Annotated in this window: 23 protein-coding genes; 9 read left to right on the top strand and 14 right to left on the bottom strand. The window is 67.3% G+C overall.

Going from position 1 to position 25,950, the window contains the following annotated elements:
* Window positions 1-22 precede the first annotated feature (22 nt).
* Window positions 23-928 (bottom strand): AraC family transcriptional regulator, encoded by a 906-nt coding sequence (locus CCOS191_RS10675; RefSeq protein ID WP_046855165.1) that lies wholly within the window; start codon window positions 926-928, stop codon window positions 23-25.
* A gap of 177 nt (window positions 929-1,105) precedes the next feature.
* Between CCOS191_RS10675 and CCOS191_RS10680 the strand changes: the two genes are divergently transcribed.
* Window positions 1,106-2,158: an NAD(P)-dependent alcohol dehydrogenase gene (locus tag CCOS191_RS10680; RefSeq protein WP_046855166.1), complete on the top strand. Its 1,053-nt coding sequence runs from the start codon at window positions 1,106-1,108 to the stop codon at window positions 2,156-2,158.
* A 151-nt stretch (window positions 2,159-2,309) separates the two neighbouring features.
* On the opposite strand, the gene CCOS191_RS10685 is transcribed toward CCOS191_RS10680, so the two are convergent.
* Window positions 2,310-2,969: a DUF3313 domain-containing protein gene (locus CCOS191_RS10685; RefSeq protein ID WP_046855167.1), complete on the bottom strand. Its 660-nt coding sequence runs from the start codon at window positions 2,967-2,969 to the stop codon at window positions 2,310-2,312.
* A complete protein-coding gene (locus CCOS191_RS10690) occupies window positions 2,966-3,304 on the bottom strand; it encodes a hypothetical protein (RefSeq protein ID WP_046855168.1) in 339 nt (112 codons plus the stop codon). The genes CCOS191_RS10685 and CCOS191_RS10690 overlap by 4 nt, the downstream gene beginning before the upstream one ends.
* 121 nt (window positions 3,305-3,425) lie before the next feature.
* On the opposite strand from CCOS191_RS10690, the gene CCOS191_RS10695 reads away from it, so the two are divergent.
* Together CCOS191_RS10695 and CCOS191_RS10700 are read left to right on the top strand one after the other, a co-directional pair.
* Window positions 3,426-4,172 carry a response regulator gene (locus tag CCOS191_RS10695; protein ID WP_046855169.1) on the top strand — a complete coding sequence of 249 codons (747 nt, stop codon included), beginning with the start codon at window positions 3,426-3,428 and terminating at the stop codon, window positions 4,170-4,172.
* On the top strand, window positions 4,169-5,503 hold the full coding sequence (locus CCOS191_RS10700; RefSeq protein WP_046855170.1) for an ATP-binding protein: 1,335 nt from the start codon (window positions 4,169-4,171) through the stop codon (window positions 5,501-5,503). The genes CCOS191_RS10695 and CCOS191_RS10700 overlap by 4 nt, the downstream gene beginning before the upstream one ends.
* Window positions 5,504-5,508: 5 nt before the next feature.
* On the opposite strand, the gene CCOS191_RS10705 is transcribed toward CCOS191_RS10700, so the two are convergent.
* The gene (locus tag CCOS191_RS10705; protein WP_046855171.1) at window positions 5,509-6,816 is read right to left on the bottom strand and encodes a phosphate ABC transporter substrate-binding/OmpA family protein; all 1,308 of its coding nucleotides are present in this window, start codon (window positions 6,814-6,816) and stop codon (window positions 5,509-5,511) included.
* A gap of 396 nt (window positions 6,817-7,212) precedes the next feature.
* The gene (locus CCOS191_RS10710; protein WP_046855172.1) at window positions 7,213-8,610 is read right to left on the bottom strand and encodes a purine-cytosine permease family protein; all 1,398 of its coding nucleotides are present in this window, start codon (window positions 8,608-8,610) and stop codon (window positions 7,213-7,215) included.
* Between the two features lie 260 nt (window positions 8,611-8,870).
* Between CCOS191_RS10710 and CCOS191_RS10715 the strand changes: the two genes are divergently transcribed.
* Complete coding sequence (locus tag CCOS191_RS10715; protein ID WP_046855173.1) at window positions 8,871-9,764, top strand: EamA family transporter; 894 nt, start codon at window positions 8,871-8,873, stop codon at window positions 9,762-9,764.
* A gap of 7 nt (window positions 9,765-9,771) precedes the next feature.
* Here the strand turns inward: CCOS191_RS10715 and CCOS191_RS10720 are convergent, their stop codons facing one another.
* The 4 genes from CCOS191_RS10720 to CCOS191_RS10735 form a co-directional block, all read right to left on the bottom strand.
* Window positions 9,772-10,356 carry a LysE family translocator gene (locus CCOS191_RS10720; protein WP_046855174.1) on the bottom strand — a complete coding sequence of 195 codons (585 nt, stop codon included), beginning with the start codon at window positions 10,354-10,356 and terminating at the stop codon, window positions 9,772-9,774.
* Window positions 10,357-10,405: 49 nt separating this feature from the next.
* The gene (locus tag CCOS191_RS10725; RefSeq protein WP_046855175.1) at window positions 10,406-11,236 is read right to left on the bottom strand and encodes an AraC family transcriptional regulator; all 831 of its coding nucleotides are present in this window, start codon (window positions 11,234-11,236) and stop codon (window positions 10,406-10,408) included.
* Window positions 11,237-11,314: 78 nt separating this feature from the next.
* Window positions 11,315-11,929, bottom strand: coding sequence for a LysE family translocator (locus tag CCOS191_RS10730; RefSeq protein ID WP_038706363.1), 615 nt, complete (start codon window positions 11,927-11,929; stop codon window positions 11,315-11,317).
* Between the two features lie 34 nt (window positions 11,930-11,963).
* On the bottom strand, window positions 11,964-12,884 hold the full coding sequence (locus CCOS191_RS10735) for a LysR family transcriptional regulator (RefSeq protein ID WP_046855176.1): 921 nt from the start codon (window positions 12,882-12,884) through the stop codon (window positions 11,964-11,966).
* Window positions 12,885-12,987: 103 nt separating this feature from the next.
* Here CCOS191_RS10735 and CCOS191_RS10740 point away from each other — a divergent pair, with 103 nt between their 5' ends.
* The gene (locus tag CCOS191_RS10740) at window positions 12,988-13,641 is read left to right on the top strand and encodes an oxygen-insensitive NAD(P)H-dependent nitroreductase NfsB (RefSeq protein WP_046855177.1); all 654 of its coding nucleotides are present in this window, start codon (window positions 12,988-12,990) and stop codon (window positions 13,639-13,641) included.
* A 26-nt stretch (window positions 13,642-13,667) separates the two neighbouring features.
* On the opposite strand, the gene CCOS191_RS10745 is transcribed toward CCOS191_RS10740, so the two are convergent.
* Window positions 13,668-14,588 carry a LysR family transcriptional regulator gene (locus CCOS191_RS10745; RefSeq protein ID WP_046855178.1) on the bottom strand — a complete coding sequence of 307 codons (921 nt, stop codon included), beginning with the start codon at window positions 14,586-14,588 and terminating at the stop codon, window positions 13,668-13,670.
* Window positions 14,589-14,699: 111 nt separating this feature from the next.
* Between CCOS191_RS10745 and CCOS191_RS10750 the strand changes: the two genes are divergently transcribed.
* Complete coding sequence (locus CCOS191_RS10750) at window positions 14,700-15,887, top strand: MFS transporter (RefSeq protein ID WP_046855179.1); 1,188 nt, start codon at window positions 14,700-14,702, stop codon at window positions 15,885-15,887.
* A gap of 3 nt (window positions 15,888-15,890) precedes the next feature.
* Here the strand turns inward: CCOS191_RS10750 and CCOS191_RS10755 are convergent, their stop codons facing one another.
* The 3 genes from CCOS191_RS10755 to CCOS191_RS10765 form a co-directional block, all read right to left on the bottom strand.
* A complete protein-coding gene (locus tag CCOS191_RS10755) occupies window positions 15,891-16,523 on the bottom strand; it encodes a LysE family translocator (protein WP_046855180.1) in 633 nt (210 codons plus the stop codon).
* Between the two features lie 213 nt (window positions 16,524-16,736).
* On the bottom strand, window positions 16,737-17,744 hold the full coding sequence (locus tag CCOS191_RS10760) for an aldo/keto reductase (RefSeq protein ID WP_046855181.1): 1,008 nt from the start codon (window positions 17,742-17,744) through the stop codon (window positions 16,737-16,739).
* A gap of 109 nt (window positions 17,745-17,853) precedes the next feature.
* Window positions 17,854-19,389 (bottom strand): apoptosis inducing factor family protein, encoded by a 1,536-nt coding sequence (locus tag CCOS191_RS10765; RefSeq protein WP_046855182.1) that lies wholly within the window; start codon window positions 19,387-19,389, stop codon window positions 17,854-17,856.
* A gap of 181 nt (window positions 19,390-19,570) precedes the next feature.
* On the opposite strand from CCOS191_RS10765, the gene CCOS191_RS10770 reads away from it, so the two are divergent.
* From CCOS191_RS10770 to CCOS191_RS10780, 3 genes are read left to right on the top strand one after another with little or no spacing between them, the layout of a single operon-like run.
* Window positions 19,571-20,713, top strand: a complete 1,143-nt coding sequence (locus CCOS191_RS10770; protein ID WP_046855183.1) for a MexC family multidrug efflux RND transporter periplasmic adaptor subunit — start codon at window positions 19,571-19,573, stop codon at window positions 20,711-20,713.
* Window positions 20,714-20,728: 15 nt separating this feature from the next.
* Window positions 20,729-23,857 carry an efflux RND transporter permease subunit gene (locus CCOS191_RS10775; RefSeq protein WP_046855184.1) on the top strand — a complete coding sequence of 1,043 codons (3,129 nt, stop codon included), beginning with the start codon at window positions 20,729-20,731 and terminating at the stop codon, window positions 23,855-23,857.
* Window positions 23,857-25,260 carry an efflux transporter outer membrane subunit gene (locus CCOS191_RS10780; RefSeq protein WP_046855185.1) on the top strand — a complete coding sequence of 468 codons (1,404 nt, stop codon included), beginning with the start codon at window positions 23,857-23,859 and terminating at the stop codon, window positions 25,258-25,260. The genes CCOS191_RS10775 and CCOS191_RS10780 overlap by 1 nt, the downstream gene beginning before the upstream one ends.
* A 98-nt stretch (window positions 25,261-25,358) precedes the next feature.
* Here CCOS191_RS10780 and mobA read toward each other — a convergent pair whose 3' ends face one another.
* On the bottom strand, window positions 25,359-25,934 hold the full coding sequence (mobA, locus tag CCOS191_RS10785; RefSeq protein ID WP_046855186.1) for a molybdenum cofactor guanylyltransferase MobA: 576 nt from the start codon (window positions 25,932-25,934) through the stop codon (window positions 25,359-25,361).
* Window positions 25,935-25,950 lie beyond the last annotated feature (16 nt).

A 25,950-nucleotide genomic window follows, 5' to 3' on the forward strand; every position in this document is an offset into this window, starting at 1 on the left:
CCGGCGCGGCGCAGGCCAGCAATCAAGCCGGCAGGCTCTGGTACGTCTGCTCCTCGCCAGGGCTGCGGGCAAACTGGCGCTTGTACTCGCGGCTGAACTGCGAGGTGCTCTGGTAGCCGACCCGATGCGCCACCTGGGCCACGCCCAGGCCTTCGCCGATCAGCATCTGTTGTGCCTTGAGCAGGCGCAGGCGCTTGAGGTACTGCATCGGCGCCAGGTCGGTGCAGCGCTTGAAGTGCTCATGGAAGGTCGACACGCTCATGTTCGCCCGGCCGGCCAGCTCATCCACCCCCAGCGGCTCGGCGTAGTGCTCGCGCAGGTAGGCCAGGGCCGAGGCGATCCGGGCAAAATGTCCCTGTTGTTCGACCAGTGCCCGCAGCACCCCGGCCTGGGGGCCGCGCAGCGCGGTGTAGAGTACCTCGCGCACCCGCGCCGGCCCCAGCACCTTGGCGTCCAGCGGGTCCTGCAGGCACTGCAGCAGGCGTTCGACACTCTCGCGCATGGCCGTATCCAGCGCCGCCGAGGTCATCGACTGCGGGGTCTGTACCTGAACCGCGGCATCCGGCCCCAGGTTCATGCTTTGCACCAGCTCGCCGAGCATGGCGCGATCGATGTCCACCGCCACGCCCAGCAGCGGCGCCTGGGGTGTGGCGAAGGTTTCGCAGAGGAAGGGCACCGACAGCGCCTGCACCAGGTAATGCCCGGCGCCGTACTCCAGGGTGCGCGGGCCCAGGCGCGCCAGCTTGCTGCCCTGGGCGACGATGATCAGGCTGGGTTCGTAGATCTGCGGGCTGCTGGCCACGTAGTGGTCCCAGGTCAGGACCTGGACCTGGGGCAGGGCGGTGGGCACGAACCCGGGGCGCGTGGCGAGGCTGCGGATCAGTGAGCAGAGCGTGGCATTGGCATCCACGTGGCAAGTCAGGTGCATGGCGAAACCGGGCAGAGAATCGGACACTGGCATCTTCGCAGATTAGCTGGCTGGCGCCAGGGGGGAGCGGTCAGGTCCGGAGAATCAGGCATGCATGCCGGAGAATCGGCCGTGGCCGGGGCAGGCCAGGCTGCGCAAAATGCGCCGCCTGAACCGTTTCGCCTGAGAGAGGTCCGCATGTACACCGCCATCGGCTACGCCGCCCAGTCCCCCACCAGCCCCCTGGCTCCCATGAGCTTCCAGCGTCGCAGCCCGCGGGCCGACGATGTCGCCATCGAGATCCTCTACTGTGGCGTGTGTCACTCCGATATCCATCAGGCCCGCAACGAGTGGGGCATCGCCGTCTATCCGCTGATGCCTGGCCATGAGATCGTCGGTCGGGTCACTGCGGTTGGCGCGCAGGTCAGCCGCTACCAGGTGGGCGATCTGGTCGGTGTAGGTTGCATGGTCGATGCCTGCCGTCACTGCGAAGCCTGCCGCCAGGGCGTCGAGCAATACTGCCTGGAAGGCCCGACCATGACTTACGCTACCCCCGACCGGGTCGATGGCAGCAATACCATGGGCGGCTACTCGAGCAGCATCGTGGTCAGCGAGGATTTCGTCCTGCGCATTCCCCAAGGCCTCGACCTGGCCAGCGCGGCGCCGATCCTCTGCGCCGGCATCACCACCTACTCGCCGCTCAAGCACCATGGCGTTGGCCCGGGGCACAAGGTCGGCGTGCTGGGCATGGGCGGGCTGGGGCACATGGGCATCAAGTTCGCCAAGGCGCTGGGGGCGCATGTCACGCTGTTCACCCGTTCCGCGGCCAAGGCCGAGGAGGCCAGACGCCAGGGTGCCGATGAAGTGATCGTGTCCACCGACGCCGAACAGATGCGCGCCGCGGCCGGCCGTTTCGACTTCCTGCTCGACACCATCCCGGTCCAGCACGACCTCAACCCCTACCTCGAGACGTTGAGGTTCGACGGTGTGCATATCCTGGTCGGCTTGATCGAGCCGGTCGATCCGCCGCTGCATGCGGCCAACCTGGTGATGAAGCGCCGGGTCCTGGCAGGCTCGCTGATCGGCGGCATCGCCGAAACCCAGGAGGTGCTCGACTTCTGTGCCGAGCACGGGATCAGCTGCGATATCGAGATGCTCGACATCCGCAACATCAACCAGGCCTACGAGCGGATGATCGCGGGCGATGTGAAATACCGTTTCGTCATCGACATGGCCACGCTGAAGGCCTGAGTCGACAGGGCGCCGCTGACGCGGCGCATCGCTGGCAAGCCAGCTCCCACCTCGCCCGCGCAGTTCTTGAGTCTTGCGCTATCCCTGTGGGAGCTGGCTTGCCAGCGATGAGGTCGTTGAAGGCAGTCTGCCCAAACACCGGCACGGCACATTATCTCAGGGGCGCCGCATATGCCTGGCGCAGGTCGACGCCCCAACCATCGAGCACGGCCTTGACGTTGTCGGCCGTCATCACCTGGCGGTCGTTCTCAAGCGGCACGCCAGTGCCTGCGAGCATCGCTTCGCCCACTACTCGCCCGCTGGTGCCGGCTTCGAACGACAGTTCGGTGGCGATTTCGCTGTCCCGGTCGCGCATCCCTACGGCACTGCTTACTCCAGCCGCGACCAGGGTGATCGGCAGCCACTCGTAGTAGCGCAGGCTTTGTGCGTCGGCGCTGATACGGGTAATGGCTGGCCTGACCACCAGCGTGTTCGGGCCAGGGGTATCCACTACCTTCATCACCTTGCCTATTTCCTTGCGCAGTACCGCGTCGTAGTAGTGGCTGATCGAGGCGAGGGTTGCCTGGGGAATACGCGGGCTCGGTTCGGGTGTCGGGTAGAAGCGGCTGGGCGCCAGGTAGACCTCGATATAGCGCCCCCGTGGCCACTTGGGGTCGGCCCAGCTCAGTACGGTACCGCCAGACGGCGCCTGGTGCGGGGTGAGCAGGCCGTAGTCCTTGAGAAACCCGGCCGGTGCCGGCTTGTTGCTGCTGCATGCCGAGAGGCTCAGGGTACTGGTCAGCATGACCGTCAGCAGATGCCGCCGGCTCATGGGCGGCGCTCCTCTTGCGCAGCGGCCTGCCAGGCCTGGGTCGGGGGCGCGTCCTGCGAGGCCCGGATCTGCAACTTGCCATGCGCCATCAGCCAGTGGATCAGCTCACGAATGGGCACGGTATGGCTGTATTCGACCCATTCGCCACAGCCCGGATCGTAATGCTCGAAGTAGCGCCGCAGGGTGATGTAGCCCAGGTCGTCCGCCAGGCCCAGGCTCTCCTGCTGCACGATCAGTGAGCCCGTCTGGCCGCGGCTGGTGTGGCGCTGGCTGAGGATCAGGGGGGCGGAACCTTCTTGAACATCAGTGTTGTTGCGGCTGTCGGCTATCTTCATGGGGAGCCCTCGGCGAATGGAAGGCCCGCAGGGTGCAGGGTAATGTTTGCCAGGTGATGTCCGAATCGTGTCACTCGTGACGAAATGTTGCCCGATTGAAATAAATGACCCGGGCGGCGCAATGGTTTTAGATACGCCTTTTTTCCGGACCTGTACCGCCGTGAGTAGACTGCTGATCGTCGATGACGATGTGGAAATCCTCGCCCTGCTGAAAAAGTTCTTCGTCCAGCAGGGCTACGAGGTGGACCTGGCCGCAGAAGGCCAGGCAATGTGGGCGGCCATCGAGCGCCAGCGCCCGGACGCGATCATCCTCGACCTGATGCTGCCGGGCGAGGGCGGCCTGAGCCTGTGCCAGAAACTGCGTGCGCAGGTCGGGGTGCCGATCATCATGCTCACCGCCATGGCCGAGCTGAGCGACCGCATCATCGGCCTGGAGCTGGGCGCCGACGACTACCTGACCAAGCCTTTCGACCCGCGCGAACTGCTGGCCCGCCTGCGCGCCGTGCAGCGCCGTGCCGGCGAGCAGGCCCCTCGCGGCGAGGCGGCCAGGCCGGTGATCGGTTTCGCCGGCTGGCACCTGGACGTCACCTGCCGCGAGCTGCGCTCGCCCAAGCAGGTGATGATCCCGCTGTCTGGCGCGGAGTTTGACCTGCTTGTGGTGTTCCTTGAACACCCGCAGCGCATCCTCACCCGTGAACAACTGATCGACCTGACCCGTGGCCATGGTCACGACGCCTACGACCGCAGCATCGATGTGCAGGTCAGCCGGCTGCGGCGCAAGATAGAGCCCGATAGCAAGCGCCCGGAGTTGATCCGCACCGTGCGCAATGGCGGCTACCTGTTCAGCGCCAAGGTGACCCGCTCGTGATCCGTCGTCTGCTGGGCCGCGACACCTTGCGCAAGCGGATTGCCCTGACCATCTTCGTCGCGTTGCTGGCCTCGCTGGCGTTCAACGCCTTGTTCGTCCAGCTTGCCGGCAGCTGGGCGCGTCCGCCCATCGAGCGCACCGGCCTGCTCGATCAGCTCGCCGTGACCGCCCATATGATCGAGACCGCGCCGCCAGCGTTGCGTGGGCAACTGGCCGAGGCGGCGAGCACTCCGACGTTGCGGGTAAGGTGGAGCACACGACGGGCAGACTTCGGCTTGCCCGGTCCGGGCGTGCCGCTAAATTCCGGGCAGGTGCCGGCGATGGCGCAACTGCTGGGCCCTGCACGCCCGATCGAAGTGTACAACCCGGGCGACTGGCCTGCTGGCAGCGCCGATGCGCACTATGTGGCGCTGGTCGGGCTGGATGATGACAGTTGGCTGCTGTTCGTGCCGCCGGAGCGCAGTTGGGGCATGGGCGCTCCGGCGCGGCTGGCGGTGGTCATCGGGCTGGGGCTGGTGGCGACCCTGCTGGTGGCCTGGCTTGCCACCCGGCAGCTGGCCGCGCCGCTGCAACGCTTCGCGAATGCGGCGCGGCGCTTCGGTGGCGATCTGCAGGCGCCGCCCATCGCCATCGAAGGCCCCGAGGAGATCCGCCAGGCGATCATCGCCTTCAACACCATGCAGGCACAGATCCAGCACTTCATTCGCGAGCGTACCCACATGCTGGCGGCCATCTCCCACGACCTGCGCGCCCCGCTGACACGCATGCGCCTGCGCAGCGAGTTCATGGAAGACCTGGACCACAAGCACAAGCTGATTCGCGATGTGGAAGAGATGCAGAGCATGATCAACGAGGCCCTGGCGTTCTTCCGCGAAGGCACGCAGCTGGAGCAGCGCACGGCCTACGACCTGTCGGAGCTGTTGCAGACCCTGGTCGACGACTACCGCGACCAGCAGCTCGCCGTCACCTTCAAGGGCCCGGCGCACCTGGTGCATGACGGCCGTCCGCTGGCGACCAAGCGGGTGATCGTCAACCTGCTGGAAAACGCCATGAAGTATGCCCGTGATCCGCAGGTTACGCTGCGCCGCGCGGCCCACCTGATCGTCATCGAGGTGCGCGACAGTGGTCCGGGCATTCCCGAGGAGGCCCTACAGCAGGTGTTCGAGCCGTTCTACCGATTGGAGGGCTCGCGCAACCGCGACACCGGCGGCGTCGGCCTCGGCCTCTCGGCCGCCCGTGCCAGCGTGCGCGAGCAGGGCGGCGAGCTGACCCTGCGCAATCGCGTGGGCGGCGGGCTGGTGGCCCGGGTCGAACTGCCCGATGGGTGCTGAGCGGGTCAGTACACCCAGACCTCGACGCGGCGATTGCGCAGGCGCCCCTGCTGCAGATCGTTGTCGGCTACCGGCAGTTCGTCGCCCATGCCCGTCACGTCCCTGGCCTGGACCCCGGCCCGGGCCAATTCGCGACGTACCGCCATGGCCCGCAGCCGCGACAGCAGGGCGGCGCGGCCGGGTGTTTCCTTGGGGTCGCCGAAGCCCACCAGCACCACCTTGCCCTGCAGCTTGCCGGCCTGGCGCAGGTAGTCGCCGACCCGTTGCACATCGCGCAGGGCCTTGTTGTCGAGGCTGGCGCTGCCTTCCTGGAAGCGGAAGTTGACGCTCAGGCGTTGCGCTTCGCTGGCCAGTGCCCGGTAGCGCGGCGGCATGTCGGCCTGGGCCGGTACCGGCTGTGGCTTGATCTGCTGGGAGACGAACCCCTGGTCGGCGACGATCGCCTGTCCGGCGGGGCTCTGGGCGAACTCCGCCAGGGCCCTGGCCTGGGGCGTGGCGTGGGCGGGCAGGTAGAAGAACAGGCGCCGCGACAGCGGGTAGTCTTCGCTGGCCACCAAGGCGCGGCTGGGGAGCAGGGCAGGCGCGTCACCCTCGGCCACCGCCAGCACCTTGGCCTGGTGGACCGTGCCCAGGCCGCTGAAGCCGATGGCCTGGCGGTCGGCCATGACCTGGGCGGCCAGCACATTGGCGGATTCGAAGCGCCGTGCCTGGGGGGCCAGCGCCTGGTTGTGCGGGGCAAGCACCAGGGCCTTGAAGGTCTCGAAGGTGCCGGAGCGGTCGTCGCGGGCATACAGGTGGATCGCCCCACCGGGCACGCCCAGCTGTTCCCAGCGCTGCAACTGCCCGGAAAACACCTGCGCCAATTGCGCGGTGGTCAGTTGCGCGAGGGGGTTGTCCGGATGGGTGATCACCGCCACGCCATCCAGGGCAATGACCTGCTCCGAGCCCGCGCCGCGCAGGTTGCCCAGGGCCTGCAACTGTTGCAGCTCGCTGTCACTGATCGGTCGCGAGGCCGCGGCCAGGTCCGCTTCGCCCCGGGCCAACGCGGCGAAGCCGGTGCTGGTGCCGTGGGCGGCGATGTCGATGCGCAAGGGCAGGCCGTTGCGATCGACAGCGTGAAGCGTGGTCTCGTTGGCGGAGGCACCAGGTTGGCGCTCGATGGCGCTCGCGCCCTGCGCTTGCAACAGGCCCCGCACCAAGGCTGGGCCAAGCGCGGCGCCGATGGTGTTGGAGCCCTGGATACGCAGTTGCGCCGGCTCGGCGCAAGCCAGGCTTGCAAGCAGGCACAGCAGTAGGGGAAGCAGGCGAGGCATGCCGGAGACCTGTGGCACAGAGTTGCACCGCAGATTACGACAGTTGTTTGACCGAAAAATGACAATGTTTTTGAGATGTCTGTCGGTAGTATTTTGGCGCCTGTGAGATCGAGCGCCGCCCGCGCGGCGCATCGCGGATGAATCCGCTCCTACGTTTGTTGCAACATGGCCATGTCTGATAGGCCATGGTTGTAAGCCTTGTGCGCTCGACGCGATTTTTCGGCGGGCATTGCCGCCGCCTAACTCGTCTCAAGACATGCACCAAGGCGGGCAACCATGGTCTGACAGGTTCGGTACGTTGCAACAAATGTAGGAGCGGATTCATCCGCGATGCGCCGCGCGGGCGGCGCTCGATTTCACAAATTACGTAGACCTCCCAAGAGCACCCAACCCGGCTCAGCGTGCTTCAGGCACGATGATACTCGCCGGTGCCTCGGCCGCCCGACGGCGCGCCACGCAGTAGTACAGCACGCTGGGTACCACCAAACCGATCAGCCACGACACGTCCACGCCGCCCAGGTGCGCGACCATGGGCCCGGTGTACAGCTTGGTGTCGATGAACGGCATCTGCACCAGCACGCCGAAGGTGTACACGCCGATGCCTGGCCAGTTCCAGCGCCCGTAGCGGCCATCCGGGTCGGCCAGTGCCGGAATGTCATAGCGTTCCTTGGTGATGAAGTAGTAGTCCACCAGGTTCACCGCGCTCCAGGGCACGAAGAAGGTCAGCAGGAACAGGATGAACGACTTGAACGCGCTGAGGAACGAGTGCTGCCCGAGCAGCGCGACCAGGGTCGCCGCGCCGACGATGCCGAGCACGAACACCAGGCGCTGCACGCGACTGATCTGCAGGTGGCCACGGAAGCCGCTGATGATCGTGGCGATGCACATGAAGCTGCCGTAGCTGTTGAGGGTCGAGATGGTCACCTTGCCGAAGGCGATGCAGAAGTACAGCAGCGCCGCCGTGGTGCCGGCACCGCCCAGGCCGACGATATAGGCCACCTCGCGGCCGGAGAACTGGCCACCGGCGATGGCCGCGGCGAACACGCCGAGGATCATCGAGGCCTGGGCGCCGAGCACCGAGCCCAGGCCGGCGGCGAGGAAGGTCTTGAGTGGCGAGGTGTGGCTGGGCAGGTAGCGCGAATAGTCGGCCACGTAAGGGCCGAAGGCGATCTGCCAGGAGGCGGCCAGCGACACCGCCAGCAGGAAGCTGGCCCAGCTGAAGTGGCGGTTGTCGAGCAGCTGGCCGATATCGGCCAGCATCAGGATGCGGCTGAACAGGTAGACGAAGGCGATGATCCCCAGCACGCTGGCCACCCGGCCGATCCAGTGGATCACCCGGTAGCCGGCCAGGGTCGCCAGCACGATCACCCCGGCGAAGATGAGGATGCCGGCGCTGTCGCTGATGCTCAGCAACTGGCCGATGGCCTGGCCGGACAGCACCGTGCCGGTGGCGGTGAAGCCCAGGTACATCAGGCACACCAGGGCCATGGGGATGGCCGCGCCGTAGACGCCGAACTGCACGCGGCTGGAAATCATCTGCGGCAGCCCCAGGCGCGGACCCTGGGCGGCATGCAGGGCCATCACCGCGCCGCCGACCAGTTGCCCGAGCAGAAGGCCGATCAACGACCAGAACACGTCGCCGCCCAGCACCACGGCCAGGGCGCCGGTGACGATCGCGGTAATCTGCAGGTTGGCTCCCAGCCACAGGGTGAATTGGCTGTAGACGCGTCCATGGCGCTCAGACTCGGGGATGTAGTCGATCGAGCGGCGCTCGATCACGGGTTTGCTGGACATCGGGAGGCTCCGCTTCGTTGTTTTTGTGAAAGGCGGCGGCTATCGGCGGGACGCAGGGCGGATGGCCGAAGCCCGATATGATCATGTATATACAAGTCTGGTCAAGTGAAGCATGCGCAGAGTGATCGCGTGCTTTCGCCGGCCATCACAGCCGACTGTTACACAAGGCTGGTACGCAACTGTGCTGGTCCGCGGCGGCGTGATGCCCGTATGCTGTAACCAAATATGTCTATAACAAGCCTGAAGAAGGAATGCCTGCAATGCCACTCAAGGACCTGCTGATCGCCCTGGTGGTGATCATCGCCTGGGGCGTCAACTTCGTGGTTATCAAGGTGGGGCTCGACGGCCTGCCGCCGATGCTGCTTGGGGCGCTGCGTTTCCTGCTGGTGGCCTTCCCGGCGGTGTTCCTGATCAAGCGCCCGAACCTGCCGTGGCGCTGGCTGATCGCCTATGGCGCGACCATTTCCCTGGGCCAGTTCGCCTTCCTCTTCCAGGCCATGGCCAGTGGCATGCCGCCAGGGCTGGCCTCGCTGGTGCTGCAGTCCCAGGCGTTCTTCACCCTGGGCTTCGCCGCCATGTTTCTCGGCGAGCGGCTGCGCCTGGCCAGCGTGCTCGGCCTGCTGGTGGCCGCCAGCGGCCTGGCGGTGATCGGTAGCGAGGACAGCGGCCACGTGCCGCTGGTCGCGCTGCTGCTGACCCTGTGCGGCGGCGCCATGTGGGGCATGGGCAACATCATCACCCGGCGTTTCGGCCAGGTGGACCTGGTCGCCCTGGTGATCTGGGGCGGGCTGATTCCGCCGCTGCCGTTCCTGGCACTGTCGTGGTGGCTGGAAGGCCCCGAGCGCATTGGCCATGCCCTGGCCAACATCGGCTGGAGTTCGGTGCTGGCCCTGGCGTACCTGGCGTTCGTCGCCACCATGGTCGGCTACAGCCTGTGGAGCAAACTGTTGTCGCGCCACCCGGCGGGCAAGGTGGCGCCGTTCTCGCTGCTGGTGCCGGTGGTGGGCCTGAGTTCCGCGGCGCTGCTGCTGGGCGAGCGCCTGAGCGAGGCACAAGGCTGGGGCGCGCTGCTGGTGATGCTGGGCCTGTTGATCAACGTGTTCGGGCCGCGCCTGGGGATGCGCCTGCGTACCGCCAGCGCCGGGCGCACTTGAACGGCGCTCATACCAGCAAGGCCGACCAGGCCGACACCAGCAGCAACCCCGCCAGACCCTGGTTGAACAGGCGCAAGGCCCGCGACGAGCGCAACCAGCGTGCGCTGCCGATGCCCATCAATGCCCAGGCGGTCATGCTGGGCAGGGCGACCAGCAGGAACACCAGGGCCAGCCAGCCCATCGGCAGTGCCGGGGTGGCGAACAGGCCGACCATCGCCACCGCCGTCACCCAAACCTTGGGGTTGATCACCTGCAGGGTCGCCGCGCTCAGAGGGCCAAGGCCACCGTCGCTGCCCGCCAGCAAGGGTGCACTGGCACTGCGCAGCATCTTCCAGGCCAGCCAGCTGAGCCACAGGGCGCCGGCCCAGCTCATGGCCATTTGCGCCAGGGGATAGCGCAGCAGCAACGCGCCGAGCCCCGTTCCCACCAGCCACACCACCGCCGCTGCCGCGCAGCAGGCCGCCATGATCGGTGCCAGGCTGGCGCGCAAGCCGCGCCGGGCACCGTGGGCGAGGATCAACAGGTTGGTCGGCCCGGGGCTGATGCTGGCGGCCAGGGCAAACAGGATGAAGGGCAACAGCGAGTGCGACATGGTCATGGCTCCGTGTGATCGAAGCACCATGGTCGCCGCCAGCGCGGCTTCAGTCTGGAAGGTTTGAGCAGCGCTTGCGGTAGTCCGCCGGGGTCAGCCGGTAGGCGCGGCGGAACCAGCGGCCCAGGTGGCTCTGGTCGGCAAAGCCCAGGGCGGTGGCGACGCTGGCCGGCGTTTCGCCCAGGGCCAGCAGCCGCCGCGCGCGGGCCAGGCGCAGCTGGATCAGGTAGGCATGCGGCGCCAGGCCGAAGGCTGCCTTGAACGCCCGGGTCAGGCGGAAGCGGTCGACGCCGCAGACCTGTGCCAGCTCGGCCAGGCCGATGTCCTGGTCCAGGTGCGCATGCAGATAGTCGCGGGCGACCTGGGCGCACAGCGGCAGGCGTGGATCGGGGTCCAGGCGTTTGCGCCAGTGCAGGTGCCCGGTGAGACAGCTCAGCAGATCGTCCAGGGCGGTCTGGCGGACGATGCGCAGGTCGCTGTAGTGCACCGTCTCGAAGGCCCGGGCGGTGGCGCCGGCCAGGCGCGGATCCTGGTGCAGCAGGGTGCCGAAGCTGGGCAGGGCGCCTGAGGGGGCGGGCTCGAACAGGGCGCGCAGTTCGGTTTCCAGCCAGTTGGTGTCCAGGTACAGGGTCGAATAGGTGAAGCCTTCCACGGTCGGCGCATGGCCGTCATGCAGGTCGCCAGGCTCGAGCACAAACACCTGGCCGGGCGTGCTGCAATGGCGTTCGCGGCGGCAGTTGAACTGCTGCACGCCCTGTTCGGTCACCCCGACCAGGAAGCTGTCGTGCCAGTGCGGGTCGTAGGCGTGGCCGGTGAAATGGGCGCGGACCGACTCGATGCCGGTGTCGGCGTCCTGTCTGAGGTCGATCCAGTTGCTCATGGAGGCGGGCCGTGTGGGTGGTCGATGGATGACCTTAACGCACAAACGGCCCGGGCGTTTAGAACGATTGTGCAGCCTTCAGCGCTGCGCCAGTGCCAGGTTGAGGCCAAGCCCGGCGAATGAGGCGGCGAAGCCGCGGCGCAACCAGGCCTGCACCTTCGGTGAGTCGATCACGGCGCGGCGGAACAGGTGGGCGAGCAGGCCATAGAGGACGAAGACGACGAAGGTCATGGCCATGAACACCGCGCTGAGGCTGAGCATCTGCACGGTCGCGGAGCCGGCCTGCGGGACGATGAACTGCGGCAGGAAGGCGAGGAAGAACAGCGTCAGCTTGGGGTTGAGGATATTCAGCAGGCAGGCTTTGATCACCAGTTGGCTGGCGGCGGCGGGGGTGGCGTGCGCGTCCACGGCGAAGGCCGCACGGTCGCGCCAGGTGGCATAGGCCAGGTACAGCAGGTAGGCGACGCCGGCGAACTTGAGGCCCTGGAAGGCCAGGGCGCTGGTGTGCAGCAGCGCCGAGAGCCCCAGCACCGAGGCCAGCAGGTGCGGGACTATGCCCAGGGTGCAGCCGGTGGCGGTCCACAGGCAGGCGCGTCGCCCGGCCACCAGGGCGCTCGATACGGTGAGGATGACCCCGCTGCCGGGGATCAGCACGATGATCAGCGCGGTGACGAGAAATTCCAGGCTCGGCATGAATGACAGCTCCTTGCGGTCGGGGGTGGATGCACTATACGCCCGGCGACAACGGCTGCAACATGTCGTCCGGGCGCAGCGCGGCGAAACGCTCGCGCAGCCACAGGTGCAACTGGGCCACGGCGGGGGTGAGCTGCTTGCGGTGCGGGCACACCAGGGTCACCGGGGTCAGCTCGCCGGGGTATTCGGGCAGCAGCAGCTCCAGCGCGCCAGCGGCGACATCGGCGCTGACATCCAGCCACGACTTGTAGACGATGCCTTCGCCTTCCAGCGCCCAGCGCCGCACCACGTCGGCATCGTCACTGAACAGCGGCCCGCGCACCTGCACGGTGCGGTTGCCCAGGCGCCATTTGTCGTACACCCGGCTTTGCTGCAGGTACAGCAGGCAGTCGTGTTGCTGCAGGTCCTCGGGGGTCAGCGGGCGGCCATGGCGCGCCAGGTAGTCCGGAGAGGCCGCCAGCACCCGGCGATTCCACGGCGCCAGGGGCAGGGCGATGTAGTTGGCGTCCTCGTTCTGGCCGTAGCGGATGGCGACATCCACCGGATCGCGGTACAGGTCGGCCAACTGGTCGGAGAGGAAGAAGCGCAGGCCCAGCCCCGGGTGCTCGCGGCGAAATGCACTGAGCCAGGGCCGCAGCAGGTTGCGGCCCATGTCCGAAGGCGCCGCCACCTGCAACACGCCGCGCAGGCAGCTGTGGCTGCCATGCAGGTCCTCGCGGCCCTGGCGCAGGGCATCGATCACGCGCTGGGCGGTGGGCAGGTACAGCTCGCCTTCGGCGGTCAGGCGCAGGCTGCGGGTGGTGCGGGCGAACAGGCGCACATCGAGCTCGCGTTCCAGGCGCTTGATCGCCGCGGCCACCTGGCCGGGCAGCAGGTCGGCCTCGTGGGCCGCGGCGGTGAAGCTACCCAGGGCGCTGGCACGGGCGAACAGTTCGAGGTCGTTGATGCGCAGCATTTTCACTCCAGGGATGAAAGTGTTGCTGCATTGTGCTGGTTTTTCTTTGCGGTCGGGAAGATAAGATGCCATTCATTCACGAACCCTTGAGGAATTGCCCTAGATGGACACCGTTGCCCTCGCCAAACGCCGTTACACCACCAAGGCCTACGACGCCAGCCGCAAAATCCCCCAGGCCACCATCGACGCGTTGCTCGAGCAGTTGCGCCACAGCCCGTCCTCGGTCAATTCGCAGCCCTGGCACTTCGTCGTGGCCGACAGCGCCGAAGGCAAGGCGCGCCTGGCCAAGGCCACCGATGCGCGATTCGCCTACAACAGCCCGAAGCTGCGCGATGCCTCCCATGTGATCGTGTTCGCTGCCCGTACCAACATGACCGAAGCCCACTTGCAGGCGGTGCTGGGGCAGGAAGCCGCCGATGGCCGCTTCCGCAACGAGCAGGCCCGCGAAGTCCAGGACCAGACCCGCCGCGGTTATGTCGACCTGCACCGCCATGACTTCAAGGACTTGCAGCACTGGATGGAGAAGCAGGTCTACCTGGCCCTGGGCACCGCGCTGCTGGGCGCCGCCGCCCACGGCCTGGATGCCACGCCGATCGAAGGTTTCGACGCCAAGGCCCTGGACGCCGAACTGGGCCTGCGCGAGCAGGGCTACACCAGCGTGGTGCTGCTCAGCCTGGGCTATCGCAGCGAGGAGGATTTCAACGCCGGGTTGAGCAAGTCGCGGTTGGCGGCGGGGCAGGTATTTACCTTCCTGTGAGTATCGGCAGTGGCGCTTGACCTGGGTCAGCCCTGAATCAGCGGCCCCAGGCGTTCGGCCAGGGCCTGGACCATCGCGCTCACCTTGGGCAGGTGTCCGCGGTTGCGGCGCCAGGCCAGATTGATCGGCAATCCCTCCATCGCATACGCCGGCAGTACCTGCTGCAGCGTCCCTTCATCGAGCTGACGCTGCACCAGCCAGGTCGGCAACTGGGCGATGCCGTGCCCGGCGCTGACGGCAAGTGCTTGCCCTTCGGCATCGCCGATGGCCAGGCGCCCGGGCATGCCGCGCAGCTGCGTCAGGCCCGGGCGGGCGCCGGCAAAGTGCAGGGCCGGCGTGCTGCCGTCTGCGCAGGCATAGAGCACGCAGCCCTGGGCCTGCAGTTGCTGCAGGTCGTGGGGCGTGCCGTGGCGGGCCAGGTAGGCGGGGGCGGCGCAGAACACCAGGCGCTGGCTGCCCAGGTAACGGTGCTCGATGCCTGGCTGCCAGGTTTGTGGTCCACCGATGCGCACGACGATGTCGATGGCGTCCTCGACCAGGTCGACGAAGCGATCGGAGAGGGTGATGTGCGGTTGCAGCCGTGGATGCCGCGCAGCGAAGTCCAGTACCGCGGGGAGCCCGTGCAGACGGCCGAAGGTGGCTGGCAGGTCGATGCGCAGCTTGCCGCAGGGCGTCTGGTGTTCGTCGTTGAGGGCCAGCTCGGCCTCCTCGATGTCCGCCAGCACGCGGGTGCACGCGCGGTAGTAGTCGGCGCCGCTGTCGGTCAGGGCCAGGCGCCGGGTGGTGCGCTCGAACAGGCGCACCTGCAGGCGTTTCTCCAGGCGCGCGACGCCCTTGCTCACGGCGGAACTGGTGAGGTTCATGCGTTCGGCGGCGGCGATGAAGCTGCCAGCGTTGGCCACGCTGACGAAGAAGTCGATGTCCTTGAGGCGTTCTGAGGCAGACATGGCGAGGCCTTTTATTACTGAATTTCATTCACTTGATAAAGGAATAACTACCAGTAATCGGAACGTATTTCCAGATTAAGCTGGCCTGCCATTCAACCAGGATCGCAGCCGATGTCCACTTCCAGCCTGACCCACGCCACCCTCACGCGCCTAGCGCCGCGTACGGGGTTGTCCATCGGCCTGTTCGCCATTGGCGGCTTCGCGGTACTGACCACCGAATTTCTGATTCTCGGCCTGCTGCCGGCGCTGGCCCGCGACCTTGGCCTGTCGGTCGCGGGCGCGGGCCAGTTGGTCACGCTTTTCGCCGTGACCGTGATGTTGTTCGGGCCGCCGCTTACCGCCTGGCTGTCGGCAATGCCGCGCAAGGGGCTGTTCATCGCCATCCTGCTGGTGTTCGCCGCGTCCAACGCGCTGTCGGCGCTGGCGCCGAACATCTGGGTGCTGGCATTGGCACGCTTTATCGCCGCGCTGGCCTTGCCGGTGTATTGGGGCACCGCCAGCGAAAGCGCCGGGCAATTGGCCGGGGCGGGGCGCGAGGGCTGGGCGGTGTCACGGGTGTACCTGGGCATCACCGCGGCATTTGTCTTCGGCATTCCATTGGGCACGCTGGCCGCCGGGCTGGTCGGCTGGCGTGGCAGTTTCGCGCTGCTCGCCGGGCTGTGCCTGCTGGTGGCGCTGTTGATGTGGGCGTGGCTGCCGACTGTGCCGGCGGCACCCGCCCGTGCGCCGGGGGAGCGGCAGACGGTGATCCTCAAGGACCGCCGTTTCATCGCCCATGTGCTGCTCTCGGCGCTGGTATTCACCGCCATGTTCACTGCCTACACCTACCTGGCCGAGACGCTTGAACAGCTGGCCGCCGTGCCGGCCGGCGAAGTGGGCTGGTGGCTGATGGGCTTTGGCGTGGTCGGCATGCTCGGCAATGGCCTGGCCGGGCGCATCATCGATCGCAGCCCGTTGCGGGCGACCCTGCTGCTATTGGCGATGCTGGCGCTGGGCATGGGCGCGGTCACCCCGTTGCTCGGCACTGCATGGCTGCTGGGAGGCGCGCTGGTGCTGTGGGGCATCGCCTACACGGCGCTGTTCCCGGTATGTCAGGTGCGGGTTATGCAGGCCGGCGCCAAGGCCCAGGCTCTGGCCGGGACCTTGAACGTGTCGGCGGCCAATGCCGGTATCGCCGCCGGTGCGGCGTTGGGCGGCGCGGCGATCCAGGTCCTGGGCCTGGGCGCCCTGGGCTACGTGGCGTGTGGGTTCGCCGTGCTGGCGATGATCGCCACCCTGGCCATGCTGGCGAGCGAGTGAGGCCTATACCGCCCGGGTGTTGAGTAGACGCACGCCCAGGCCGATGAACAGCGCGCCGCTGGCGCGCTTGAACCAGGCCGCCAGGGGCGAAGCCTTCAGGCGCAGGCCGAAGCGCCAGGCGGTGAAGCAGTAGAAGGAGTGCACCAGGCAGACGATCAGCGAGCCGCTCAGGTACATGGCCGCGAACTGGCCGAAGATCGGCCGCCCAGGCTCTAGGAACTGCGGCAGGAAGGCGCAGAAAAATACCAGGGTCTTGGGGTTGCTCGCCGAGACCAGGAAGGCTTCCACGGCGATCCGCCATTGCGTCTGGGGCGGCGTCGCGGCCACCTGCGCCGTCGACGTGGTGGTGGCGCCTTTACCCAGCAACTGGCGCAGGCCGAGGTAGATCAGGTAAGCGGCGCCGGCCAGCTTCAGCGCCAGGAACGCCGTGGGCAACGAGATCAGCAGGGCGCCCACGCCCATGGCCACGGCGGTGATCGTCAGCAGTTGCGCGGTGAGGTTGCCGAACAGGGTCATGCCCATGCCGGACGGGCCATAGCGCAAGGCATTGCGCACGGTGAGCAGGACATTCGGGCCGGGGAGCAGCGAGGTGAGCAGGTAGGCGAAGGAGAAGGTCAACCAGAGGTGCAGGGCCATGGAGCGCGTCCTTTGCGCTGGGAAAGGCACACAATGCCAGTAATCGGCGCGGACCGCCATTGGGCTTGCGGACACATGAACTGTCGATCTGCAGGGGACAACGTGGGAGCGGGTTGCCCCGCGAACACCCGCGTAGCGGGTGCCGGGCATTGCGCAACCTTCATCGCGGGGCAAGCCCGCTCCCACGCCTCACTCCACGCCCTGGAGCAGGTGTCAGCGCGCCAGGCGCCCGCTGACGAAGTGGGCGACATCGTTGAAGCCCGGGGTCGAGGCATGGCCGGGCGTCACCAGCGAATCGATGAAGGCCTCGTCCTCCGCCGTGACCTTGACCTCCAGCGCACCGGCATAGGTGTCCCACTGCGCCTCGGTGCGCGGCCCGACGATGGCCGAGCTGACCAGGCGGTTGTTGAGCACCCAGGCGATGGCGAATTCGACGATGCCCACGCCCTTGGCCTCGGTATAGGCATGGATCTTCTGGGCGATGGCCAGCGATTCCTGGCGCCATTCCACTTCCATGATGCGCTTGTCCTGGCGGCCGGCACGGCTGCCTTCGTCGGGGGTGGAGCCTGGCGCGTACTTGCCGCTGAGCACGCCACGGGCCAGCGGGCTGAACGGCACCACGCCCAGGCCATGGTAGGCGGCGGCGGTGAGTTGCTCGGGCTCGGCCTGGCGGTTGACGATGTTGTACAACGGCTGGCTGACCACCGGCTTGGCCACGCCGAGCCTTTGCGCCACGTTGCAGATCTCGGCGATGCGCCAGCCGCGGAAGTTGGACACGCCCCAGTAGCGGATCTTGCCTTGCGCCAGCAGGTCGCCGATGGCGCGCACGGTTTCTTCCAGCGGTACCGAATGGTCCTCGCGGTGCAGGTAGTAGATGTCCAGGTAGTCGGTGCCCATGCGCGTGAGGGTGGCCTCGATGGCATTGAACAGGTGTTTGCGCGACAGGCCGCTGCGGTTCGGCAGGCCATCGACCGGGCCATAGCCGGCCTTGGAGGCGATGATCCACTCGTGACGGTTGCGCGCCACTGCCTCGCCGACGATTTCCTCGGAGCGGCCGGCATTGTAGACATCGGCGGTGTCGACGAAGTTGATGCCCTGGTCCCAGGCCTTGTCGATGATGCGCAGCGAGTCTTCGGTGCTGGTCTGTTCACCGAACATCATGCTGCCGAGCGTCAGGGCCGAGACTTGCAGGCCGGAGTGGCCAAGGGGGCGGTAGATCATTGCAGATAATCCTTTTCTGACATCCTGAGAGGGGTTCCCCTCTTTTACACAGTTCCGCCCTGCTTTGAAAGCGCCGGCCAGGCGCCGTTTCCAGGCGCTGGCGAATGGCTCATCCCTCTGGCCAGGCATCGATCAGCGCACGCGCCTCGCGGCTCGACAGCGGCCGCTTCATGCGCTGCGACAGCACGGCCATGGCCCGTGAACAGCCCTTGGCGATCACCGCCTCGACCTGGTCGTCCAGGCACTGCAGGGCGATGAAGTCGCCCTGTTCCGGCGAGCCGACGTACTCGATACGGTTCCAGCCGCTGGCGTGCCCGAGCACTTCGTAGGTGCGCCCGTGCTGGTAGGTCCAGAAGAACGGCACGTCGTCGTAGCGGCGCCGCTCGCCGAGCATGTTGGCGGCGGCGATCACGCCGTGCTGCTGGGCCAGGCGCCAATGCTCGATGCGCACCGGGCGGCCGGCCAGGGGGAAGGTGGCGATATCGCCGGCCGCCCACAGGCCGTCGGCGGCCTGCAGGTGCGCATCCACCGTGAGCGAATGGTCTTCGGCCAGGGGCAGGCCCTGGACGAAACGGGTGGCCGGGGTGACGCCGGTGCCCAACAGCACCAGCGCGGTCTCCAGGCGCTCGCCATTGGCCAGCAGCACGGCCTCGACGCGCTCGTGGCCGTCGAAGCCGATCACCTCGGTCGGCCCGTGGAACTGCACACCCTTGCGCTCATGCAGCTCGCGCAGGGTCTGGCCGATGCGCTCGCCCAACTGCCGGGCCAGCGGGATGGCGTGGCGAGTGACCACATGCACCTGCAGGCCGTACTTGCGCAGGGCGCTGGCGGCCTCCAGGCCGATGAAACCGTCGCCGACGATCACCACCGGCTGGCCCGGCTCGGCCAGGTCGAGCAACTGCGCGGCATCGGTGCGCGAGCGCAGTACGCAGATACCGGGCAGTTGCACGCCGGGGAGCTGGGGGCGGTTGGGCTTGCCGCCGGTGGCCAGCAGGGCGGCGTCGTACTTCAACTGCTGGCCGTCGGCCAGGCTGATCACGCGCTTGCCGGCATCCAGCGCGCGTACCTTGCCGTGAATGCGCTGCAGCTGGCCTCGGTGCAGGTCGACTGGCGCGAGCAGTGAGGCTACTTCGTCCACCGGCATCTGCCCGGCGATGACGAATTTGCTGAGGGCGGTGCGATCGTAGGCGTTCGGCTGTTCCTGGTCGACCCACAACAGGCGGCCGGCAAAGCCATGGTCGAGCAAGGTGGCGATGGCGGCTGCCCCGGCGGCGCCGGCACCCACCACGACGAAGGTGCGCGCGTCGCTGTGGCGGGGCGCTTCAGCCTCGGGCAGTGGCTGCTCGTCCACCCATACCTGGCCGTCCCTGACCTGCACGGCATACCGACGCAGACCGGCCAGCGCCGGGGGCTCGCACACCGCGCCCTCGTCCACGGCGAAGGCGGCCTTGTGCCAGGGGCAGATCAGCAACCCACCACAGACCGCGCCTTGCTCCAGTGGCGCGCCCTCATGCGGGCAGTTGGCCTGGTAGGCACGCACCCGCTCGCCCTGGCGTACCAGGACGATGTCCTCGGTGCCGGCCTGGACGCGCATGGGCCGGTGTTCATCAAGCTGGTCGAGGCTGGCCACGGCATGGAAGGTCATGGGGATCTCCTCAGCTGGTTGTGTTCATTTGACGCCTGCCATGGGGCCAGGCTGCGCTCAGCCGACGACCGGAAGGGTGATTACAACATTTCAAAAAAAACTTCAAATGAGACTAAATTGACTCAAATCGAATGTGTAAGTACCATTCGCGCCAATTTTAGTTAACGGCTCGGGTGAGTTCATGAGCAATTTGCGTGCAATAGGGATGGTCAGCTGGCTGGCAGTGGCGGTAGCACTGGCCGGCTGCGGAGCGGCTGAAGAACAGCAGGCCGCGACTGAAACGGCATTTCCGGTGGAGACCGTGACGCTGGCCAGCGAACAGCTGGCCCTGGCCTCGACCCTGCCGGGCCGGGTCGAACCGATGCGGGTGGCCGAGGTGCGTGCCCGGGTGGCCGGCATCGTCCTGCACAAACGTTTCGAGGAAGGCGCCGACGTCAAGGCCGGCGATGTGCTGTTCCAGATCGACCCGGCACCGTTCAAGGCCGCCCTGGCGCGTGTCGAGGCCGACCTTGCGCGGGCCCAGGCGGTACAGCAGGAGGCCCAGGCACGGGTCAAGCGCTATGAGCCGCTGGTCAAGATCGAGGCGGTCAGCCAGCAGGACTTCGACACCGCCAGCGCCGAGCTGCGCAGCGCCCAGGCGGCCGTGCGCTCGGCCCAGGCCGACGTGCAGACCGCGCGCCTGAACCTGGGCTATGCCACGGTCACCGCGCCGATCTCCGGCCGCATCGGCCGCGCCCTGGCCACCGAAGGCGCCCTGGTCGGGCAGGGCGACGCCACCTTGATGGCGCGCATCCAGCAGCTCGATCCGATCTACGTCGACTTCACCCAGTCCGCCGCCGAAGCCCTGCGTCTGCGTCAGGCCCTCAAGGACGGCGCGCTCGGCGCTGGCGACGACAAGGCGCTGACCGCCCAGGTGGAAGGCACCGACTACCAGCGCCAGGGCGCGCTGATGTTCACCGACGTGGCGGTCGACCGTGGCACCGGCCAGGTCACCTTGCGCGGTCGTTTCGACAATGCCGACGGCATCCTGCTGCCGGGCATGTACGTGCGCGTGCGCACCCCGCAGGGTACCGACCAGCAGGCCATCCTGGTGCCGCAGCGCGCGGTGCAGCGCGGCAGCGATGGCGCGGCGCGGGTACTGGTGGTCGGCACCGGCAACCTGGCCGAGGCACGCAGCGTGCGCACCGGCGGGATGCACGGCTCGCGCTGGCAGATCACCGAGGGCCTGCGCGCCGGTGACCAGGTCATCGTCGGCGGCCCGGCCGGTCTTGCCCCGGGCATGCCGGTGCAGCCGGCCCAGGCGCAACAGGCCGCGGCACACTAAGGCGAGGGAAGCGAGATGTCCAAGTTCTTCATCAATCGGCCGAACTTCGCCTGGGTCGTGGCGCTGTTCATATCCCTGGCCGGTTTGCTGGTGATCCCGGCGTTGCCGGTGGCCCAGTATCCCAGCGTGGCGCCGCCACAGATTTCCATCAATGCCGTCTACCCGGGCGCGTCCGCCAAGGTGATGGTCGAGTCGGTGACCAGCATCATCGAGGAGTCGCTCAACGGCGCCAAGGGCCTGCTGTACTACGAGTCCACCAACAACTCCAACGGCGTGGCCGAGGTGATGGTGACGTTCCAGCCCGGCACTGACCCGGACATGGCCCAGGTCGACGTGCAGAACCGCCTGAAGAAGGCCGAGGCACGCATGCCCCAGGCGGTGCTGACCCAAGGCCTGAAGGTCGAGCAGGCCAGTTCCGGCTTCCTGCTGATGTACGCCCTGACCAGTGCCACCGGTGGCCGTGACGACGTCACCAGCCTGGCCGACTATGCCGCGCGCAACATCAACAACGAGCTGCTGCGCGTCACCGGCGTGGGCAAGCTGCAGTTCTTCGCCTCCGAGGCGGCGATGCGGGTCTGGGTCGATCCGCAGAAGCTGGTGGGCTACGGCCTGTCCATCGACGACATCGGCAACGCCATCCGCGGCCAGAACGTCCAGGTACCCGCCGGCAGTTTCGGCAGCACGCCTGGCGCCAGCGAGCAGGAACTGACCGCGACCCTGGCCGTGCAGGGCACCCTGGAAACCCCCGAGGCCTTCGCCGGCATCGTCCTGCGCGCCAACCCGGACGGCTCCAGCGTGCGCCTTGGCGATGTCGCGCGCCTGGCCATCGGCAGCGAGAACTACAACCTCTCGGCACGCCTGGACGGCAAGCCCGCCGTGGTCGCCGCGGTGCAGCTGGCACCGGGCGCCAACGCCATCGAAACCGCGACCCTGGTCAAGGAACGCCTGACCGAGCTGTCGCAGTTCTTCCCGGAGGGCGTCGAATACTCGGTACCCTACGACACCTCGCGCTTCGTCGACGTGGCCATCGAGAAGGTGATCCACACCCTGATCGAAGCCATGGTGCTGGTGTTCCTGGTGATGTTCCTGTTCCTGCAGAACGTGCGCTACACCCTGATCCCGTCGATCGTGGTGCCGGTGTGCCTGCTGGGCACGCTGATGGTCATGAAGCTGCTGGGTTTCTCGGTGAACATGATGACCATGTTCGGCATGGTGCTGGCCATCGGTATCCTGGTGGACGACGCCATCGTCGTGGTGGAGAACGTCGAGCGCTTGATGGCCGAGGAAGGGCTGTCGCCGGCGGAAGCGACCATCAAGGCGATGGGGCAGGTTTCCGGGGCGATCATTGGTATCACCATGGTGCTGGCGGCGGTGTTCCTGCCGTTGGCGTTCATGTCCGGTTCGGTGGGGGTGATCTACCAGCAGTTCTCGGTGTCGCTGGCTGTATCGATCCTGTTCTCCGGCTTCCTGGCCCTGACCTTCACCCCGGCGTTGTGTGCCACGCTGCTCAAACCTGTGGCCCATGGGCACCACGAGAAAGGCGGTTTCTTCGGTGCCTTCAACCGCGGCTTCGCCCGTGTGACCGAGCGCTATTCGCTGATGAACAGTGCACTGGTGGCCCGTGCCGGGCGCTGGATGCTCGCCTATGTCGGCATCCTGGTGGTGCTGGGTTATTCCTACCTGCGCGTCCCGGAGGCCTTCGTGCCCGCCGAGGACCTCGGCTACGGCATCGTCGACGTGCAACTGCCGCCTGGCGCCAGCCGGGTGCGCACCGACCATACCGCCGAAGCGCTCGAGCAGTTCCTGATGTCTCGCGAGGCAGTGGCCAATTCGATCGTGGTGACCGGTTTCAGCTTCTCGGGCCAGGGTGAGAATGCCGCGCTGGCCTTCCCGACCTACAAGGACTGGTCGCAACGCGGCAAGGGCCAATCGGCGGCAGACGAAATCGTCGCGACCAACGAGCGCTTCGCGGTCAACGGCGACGGTGCCATCACCGCGGTCATGCCGCCGCCGATCGACGGCCTGGGCAACTCCGGCGGTTTCGCCCTGCGCTTGATGGACCGTGGCGGCCTGGGGCGTGAAGCGTTGCTGGCGGCCCGTGACCAGTTGCTGGCCCGCGCCAACGGTAACCCGGTGTTCCTGTACGCGATGATGGAAGGCCTGGCAGAAGCACCACAGTTGCGCGTCAAGATCGACCGCGACAAGGCCCGCGCCCTGGGGGTGAACTTCGAGTCGATCAACAGCACGCTGGCCACCGCCTTCGGTTCGGCGGTGATCAATGACTTCACCAATGCCGGGCGCCAGCAGCGCGTGGTGGTGCAGGCCGAGCAGGGCGAGCGCATGACCCCGGAAAGCGTGCTGCGCCTGTATGCACCTAACGCCCGCGGCGAGCAAGTGCCGTTCAGTGCCTTCGCCACTACTCAGTGGGAGGAAGGGCCGGTGCAACTGGTGCGCTACAACGGCTACCCGTCGATTCGTATCGCCGGCGACGCCGCACCCGGCTACAGCACTGGCCAGGCGATGGCCGAGATGGAGCGCCTGGTCGGCGAGCTGCAACCCGGCATCGGCTATGCCTGGACCGGCCTGTCCTATCAGGAGAAGGTCTCCAGTGGCCAGGCCGCCGGCCTGTTCGCCCTGGCCATCCTGGTGGTGTTCCTGCTGCTGGTGGCGCTGTACGAGAGCTGGGCGATCCCGCTGACGGTGATGCTGATCGTGCCGATCGGCGCCTTGGGCGCGGTCTGGGCGGTATTGCTCACCGGCATGCCCAACGATGTGTACTTCAAGGTTGGCCTGATCACCATCATTGGCCTGGCGGCGAAGAACGCCATCCTGATCGTCGAGTTCGCCAAGGAACTGTGGGAGAAGGGCTACAGCTTGAGCGACGCCGCCATTGAAGCCGCACGCCTGCGCTTCCGCCCGATCGTGATGACCTCCATGGCCTTCATCCTCGGCGTGGTGCCCCTGGCCATCGCCACTGGCGCCGGCGCGGCCAGCCAGCGCGCCATCGGTACCGGGGTGATTGGCGGCATGCTCAGCGCCACCCTGCTGGGCGTGGTGTTCGTGCCGATCTGTTTCGTCTGGGTGCTGAAGCTGCTCAAGCGCAAGCCGGCCCCTGTGCAACACGCTGTCGAGGTGACGAAGTGATGGTCATGGGTAAATGTGCACTCCCGTTCGCGCTGGCCGTTACCCTGGTCGGCTGCTCCCTGGCACCGACCTACCAGCGCCCGGAGGCGCCGGTGGCGGCTGCCTGGGGCGATGCCGCCGGCCATCATGGCAAGTCGGTGGAGCAGCTGGACTGGCAGGCGTTCATCGTCGATCCGGCCTTGCGTCAACTGGTCACCACGGCACTGGACAACAACCGCTCCCTGCGTCAGACCCTGCTCGACATCGAGCAGGCCCGAGCGCAATACCGTATCCAGCGGGCCGATCGGGTACCAGGCCTGAATGCCGGTGCCTCCGGTAACCGCCAGCACCTGCCGGCGGACCTGTCGAACAGCGGCAGGGAAGGGGTCAGCAGCAGTTACCAGGTGGGGCTGTCGCTGCCAGAGTACGAAGTGGACCTGTTCGGTCGGGTCAAGAGCCTGAGCGATGCGGCGCTGGAGCAGTACCTGGCCACCGAGGAAGTCGGCCGTGCCGCGCGCATCGCGCTGATCGCCGAAGTTAGCCAGGCCTACCTGACCCTGGACGGTGCTGAACGGCGCCTGACGCTGACTCGCCAGACCCTGGCCAGCCGCGAGGACTCGCTGGCCCTGGTCGGCCAGCGACGAGGCGCCGGCACGGCCACGGCGCTGGACCACCAGGAAGCGCTGGGGCTGGTCGAGCAGTCACGGGCCGAGCTGGAAGGCATCGTGCGCGAGCAGCGCCAGGCCTACAACGCCCTGGTGCTGCTGCTGGGCAGCGCCGAGGCGGCCAAGTCGATTCCTGCCGAGCGGGCGCAGGCGCCGATGGTCCTGCAGGACATCGCCCCAGGCGCGCCGTCGTCGCTGATCGAGCGCCGCCCGGACATCCTCGCCGCCGAGCACCGGCTGCGGGCGCGCAATGCCGATATCGGCGCGGCGCGGGCGGCGTTCTTCCCGCGGATCAGCCTGACCGGCAGTTTCGGCACCTCCAGCGCGCAGATGTCCGGGTTGTTCGACAGCGGCTCGCGTAGCTGGACGTTCATGCCGCAACTGTCGCTGCCGCTGTTCGACGCCGGGCGCAACAAGGCCGGCCTGAGCCTGGCCGAGGCACGCAAGGATTCGGCGGTGGCCGCTTACGAAGGCACGATCCAGAGCGCCTTCCGCGAAGTGGCCGACGCCCTGGCCGCCACCGATACCTTGCGCCGCGAGGAAGCCGCGCGGCGTGCCCTGGCCGACACCAGCCGGGCGACCGTGGCGCTGGCCAAGGCGCGCTATGAGGGCGGGGTGGACAACCACCTGCGCTACCTGGACGCGCAGCGCAACGGCTATGTCAACGAAGCAGCGTTCATCCAGGCCAGCACCCAGCGCCAGCTGGCACTGGTCGATCTGTTCCGTGCCTTGGGCGGTGGCTGGCCGGCCCAAGGTTGAAATGCCTCCTTTGGTTGGGAAATCCAACCGCTTGGCCCCAGGTGTCCCTGCCTTGGGGCCTTTTTTTTGCCCCGCGAAAGGGTCCGAACAGGCGAGCGTTAATCGCGCAACAGGTCCGGACTGTTGAAGTTGCTCAACCGCGCATCGTCCTCGGCACATGCCAATCCCTGCACGTTCGCCTGCAGCAAGGCCTTCTGCAAACTCCGCTCACCCGCCTGCCAGGCTTGCTCCAGCAATGGCAACACGCGCCGGGGCAACACACTGAACATCGGCTGCCAATACCCACCCTGGCGCACCATGGCCGCGCTGTCATGCGCCACGGCCAGGCGCAGCAGGTCCTCGACCAGCGCCCGGTCGATGCGCGGCGCATCGCAGGCCAGCACTACCACCCACTCGTGCCGGGCTGCCCTGAGTCCGCTGATCACGCCGGCCAGCGGACCGGGAAAGTCCGCTTCGGCGTCGGTGACGAGCTGGTCGGCGTAGATCGCGTAGGCTGCCTGGTTGCGGTTGCAGGAGATCACCAGGTCATCGCTCAATGCCCGCACGGCGCGTCGCACATGCGCCACCAACGGCTCGCCGCGCCAGGGCACCAGCCCCTTGTCGCGCCCGCCCATGCGCTGGCCACGGCCGCCGGCAAGAATGAGGATGGAGCAGGGGGGAAGAACGTCGGGCATGAAAAAGGGTTCCGGG

This window comes from Pseudomonas sp. CCOS 191 (assembly GCF_001007005.1).
Classification (GTDB): Bacteria; Pseudomonadota; Gammaproteobacteria; order Pseudomonadales; family Pseudomonadaceae; genus Aquipseudomonas; species Aquipseudomonas soli.

Bases quoted from the DNA above. Each gene is read 5' to 3' on its own strand.
- CCOS191_RS10760 (WP_046855181.1), bottom strand. From the start codon at position 17,744: ATGATCTACCGCCCCCTTGGCCACTCCGGCCTGCAAGTCTCGGCCCTG.
- CCOS191_RS10780 (WP_046855185.1), top strand. From the start codon at position 23,857: ATGGTCATGGGTAAATGTGCACTCCCGTTCGCGCTGGCCGTTACCCTG.
- CCOS191_RS10730 (WP_038706363.1), bottom strand. From the start codon at position 11,929: ATGCCGAGCCTGGAATTTCTCGTCACCGCGCTGATCATCGTGCTGATC.
- CCOS191_RS10720 (WP_046855174.1), bottom strand. From the start codon at position 10,356: ATGTCGCACTCGCTGTTGCCCTTCATCCTGTTTGCCCTGGCCGCCAGC.
- CCOS191_RS10690 (WP_046855168.1), bottom strand. From the start codon at position 3,304: ATGAAGATAGCCGACAGCCGCAACAACACTGATGTTCAAGAAGGTTCC.
- CCOS191_RS10695 (WP_046855169.1), top strand. From the start codon at position 3,426: ATGGTTTTAGATACGCCTTTTTTCCGGACCTGTACCGCCGTGAGTAGA.
- CCOS191_RS10680 (WP_046855166.1), top strand. From the start codon at position 1,106: ATGTACACCGCCATCGGCTACGCCGCCCAGTCCCCCACCAGCCCCCTG.
- CCOS191_RS10745 (WP_046855178.1), bottom strand. From the start codon at position 14,588: ATGTCTGCCTCAGAACGCCTCAAGGACATCGACTTCTTCGTCAGCGTG.
- CCOS191_RS10725 (WP_046855175.1), bottom strand. From the start codon at position 11,236: ATGAGCAACTGGATCGACCTCAGACAGGACGCCGACACCGGCATCGAG.
- CCOS191_RS10685 (WP_046855167.1), bottom strand. From the start codon at position 2,969: ATGAGCCGGCGGCATCTGCTGACGGTCATGCTGACCAGTACCCTGAGC.
- CCOS191_RS10705 (WP_046855171.1), bottom strand. From the start codon at position 6,816: ATGCCTCGCCTGCTTCCCCTACTGCTGTGCCTGCTTGCAAGCCTGGCT.
- CCOS191_RS10715 (WP_046855173.1), top strand. From the start codon at position 8,871: ATGCCACTCAAGGACCTGCTGATCGCCCTGGTGGTGATCATCGCCTGG.
- CCOS191_RS10775 (WP_046855184.1), top strand. From the start codon at position 20,729: ATGTCCAAGTTCTTCATCAATCGGCCGAACTTCGCCTGGGTCGTGGCG.
- CCOS191_RS10750 (WP_046855179.1), top strand. From the start codon at position 14,700: ATGTCCACTTCCAGCCTGACCCACGCCACCCTCACGCGCCTAGCGCCG.
- CCOS191_RS10755 (WP_046855180.1), bottom strand. From the start codon at position 16,523: ATGGCCCTGCACCTCTGGTTGACCTTCTCCTTCGCCTACCTGCTCACC.
- mobA (WP_046855186.1), bottom strand. From the start codon at position 25,934: ATGCCCGACGTTCTTCCCCCCTGCTCCATCCTCATTCTTGCCGGCGGC.
- CCOS191_RS10740 (WP_046855177.1), top strand. From the start codon at position 12,988: ATGGACACCGTTGCCCTCGCCAAACGCCGTTACACCACCAAGGCCTAC.
- CCOS191_RS10765 (WP_046855182.1), bottom strand. From the start codon at position 19,389: ATGACCTTCCATGCCGTGGCCAGCCTCGACCAGCTTGATGAACACCGG.
- CCOS191_RS10735 (WP_046855176.1), bottom strand. From the start codon at position 12,884: ATGCTGCGCATCAACGACCTCGAACTGTTCGCCCGTGCCAGCGCCCTG.
- CCOS191_RS10770 (WP_046855183.1), top strand. From the start codon at position 19,571: ATGAGCAATTTGCGTGCAATAGGGATGGTCAGCTGGCTGGCAGTGGCG.
- CCOS191_RS10675 (WP_046855165.1), bottom strand. From the start codon at position 928: ATGCACCTGACTTGCCACGTGGATGCCAATGCCACGCTCTGCTCACTG.
- CCOS191_RS10710 (WP_046855172.1), bottom strand. From the start codon at position 8,610: ATGTCCAGCAAACCCGTGATCGAGCGCCGCTCGATCGACTACATCCCC.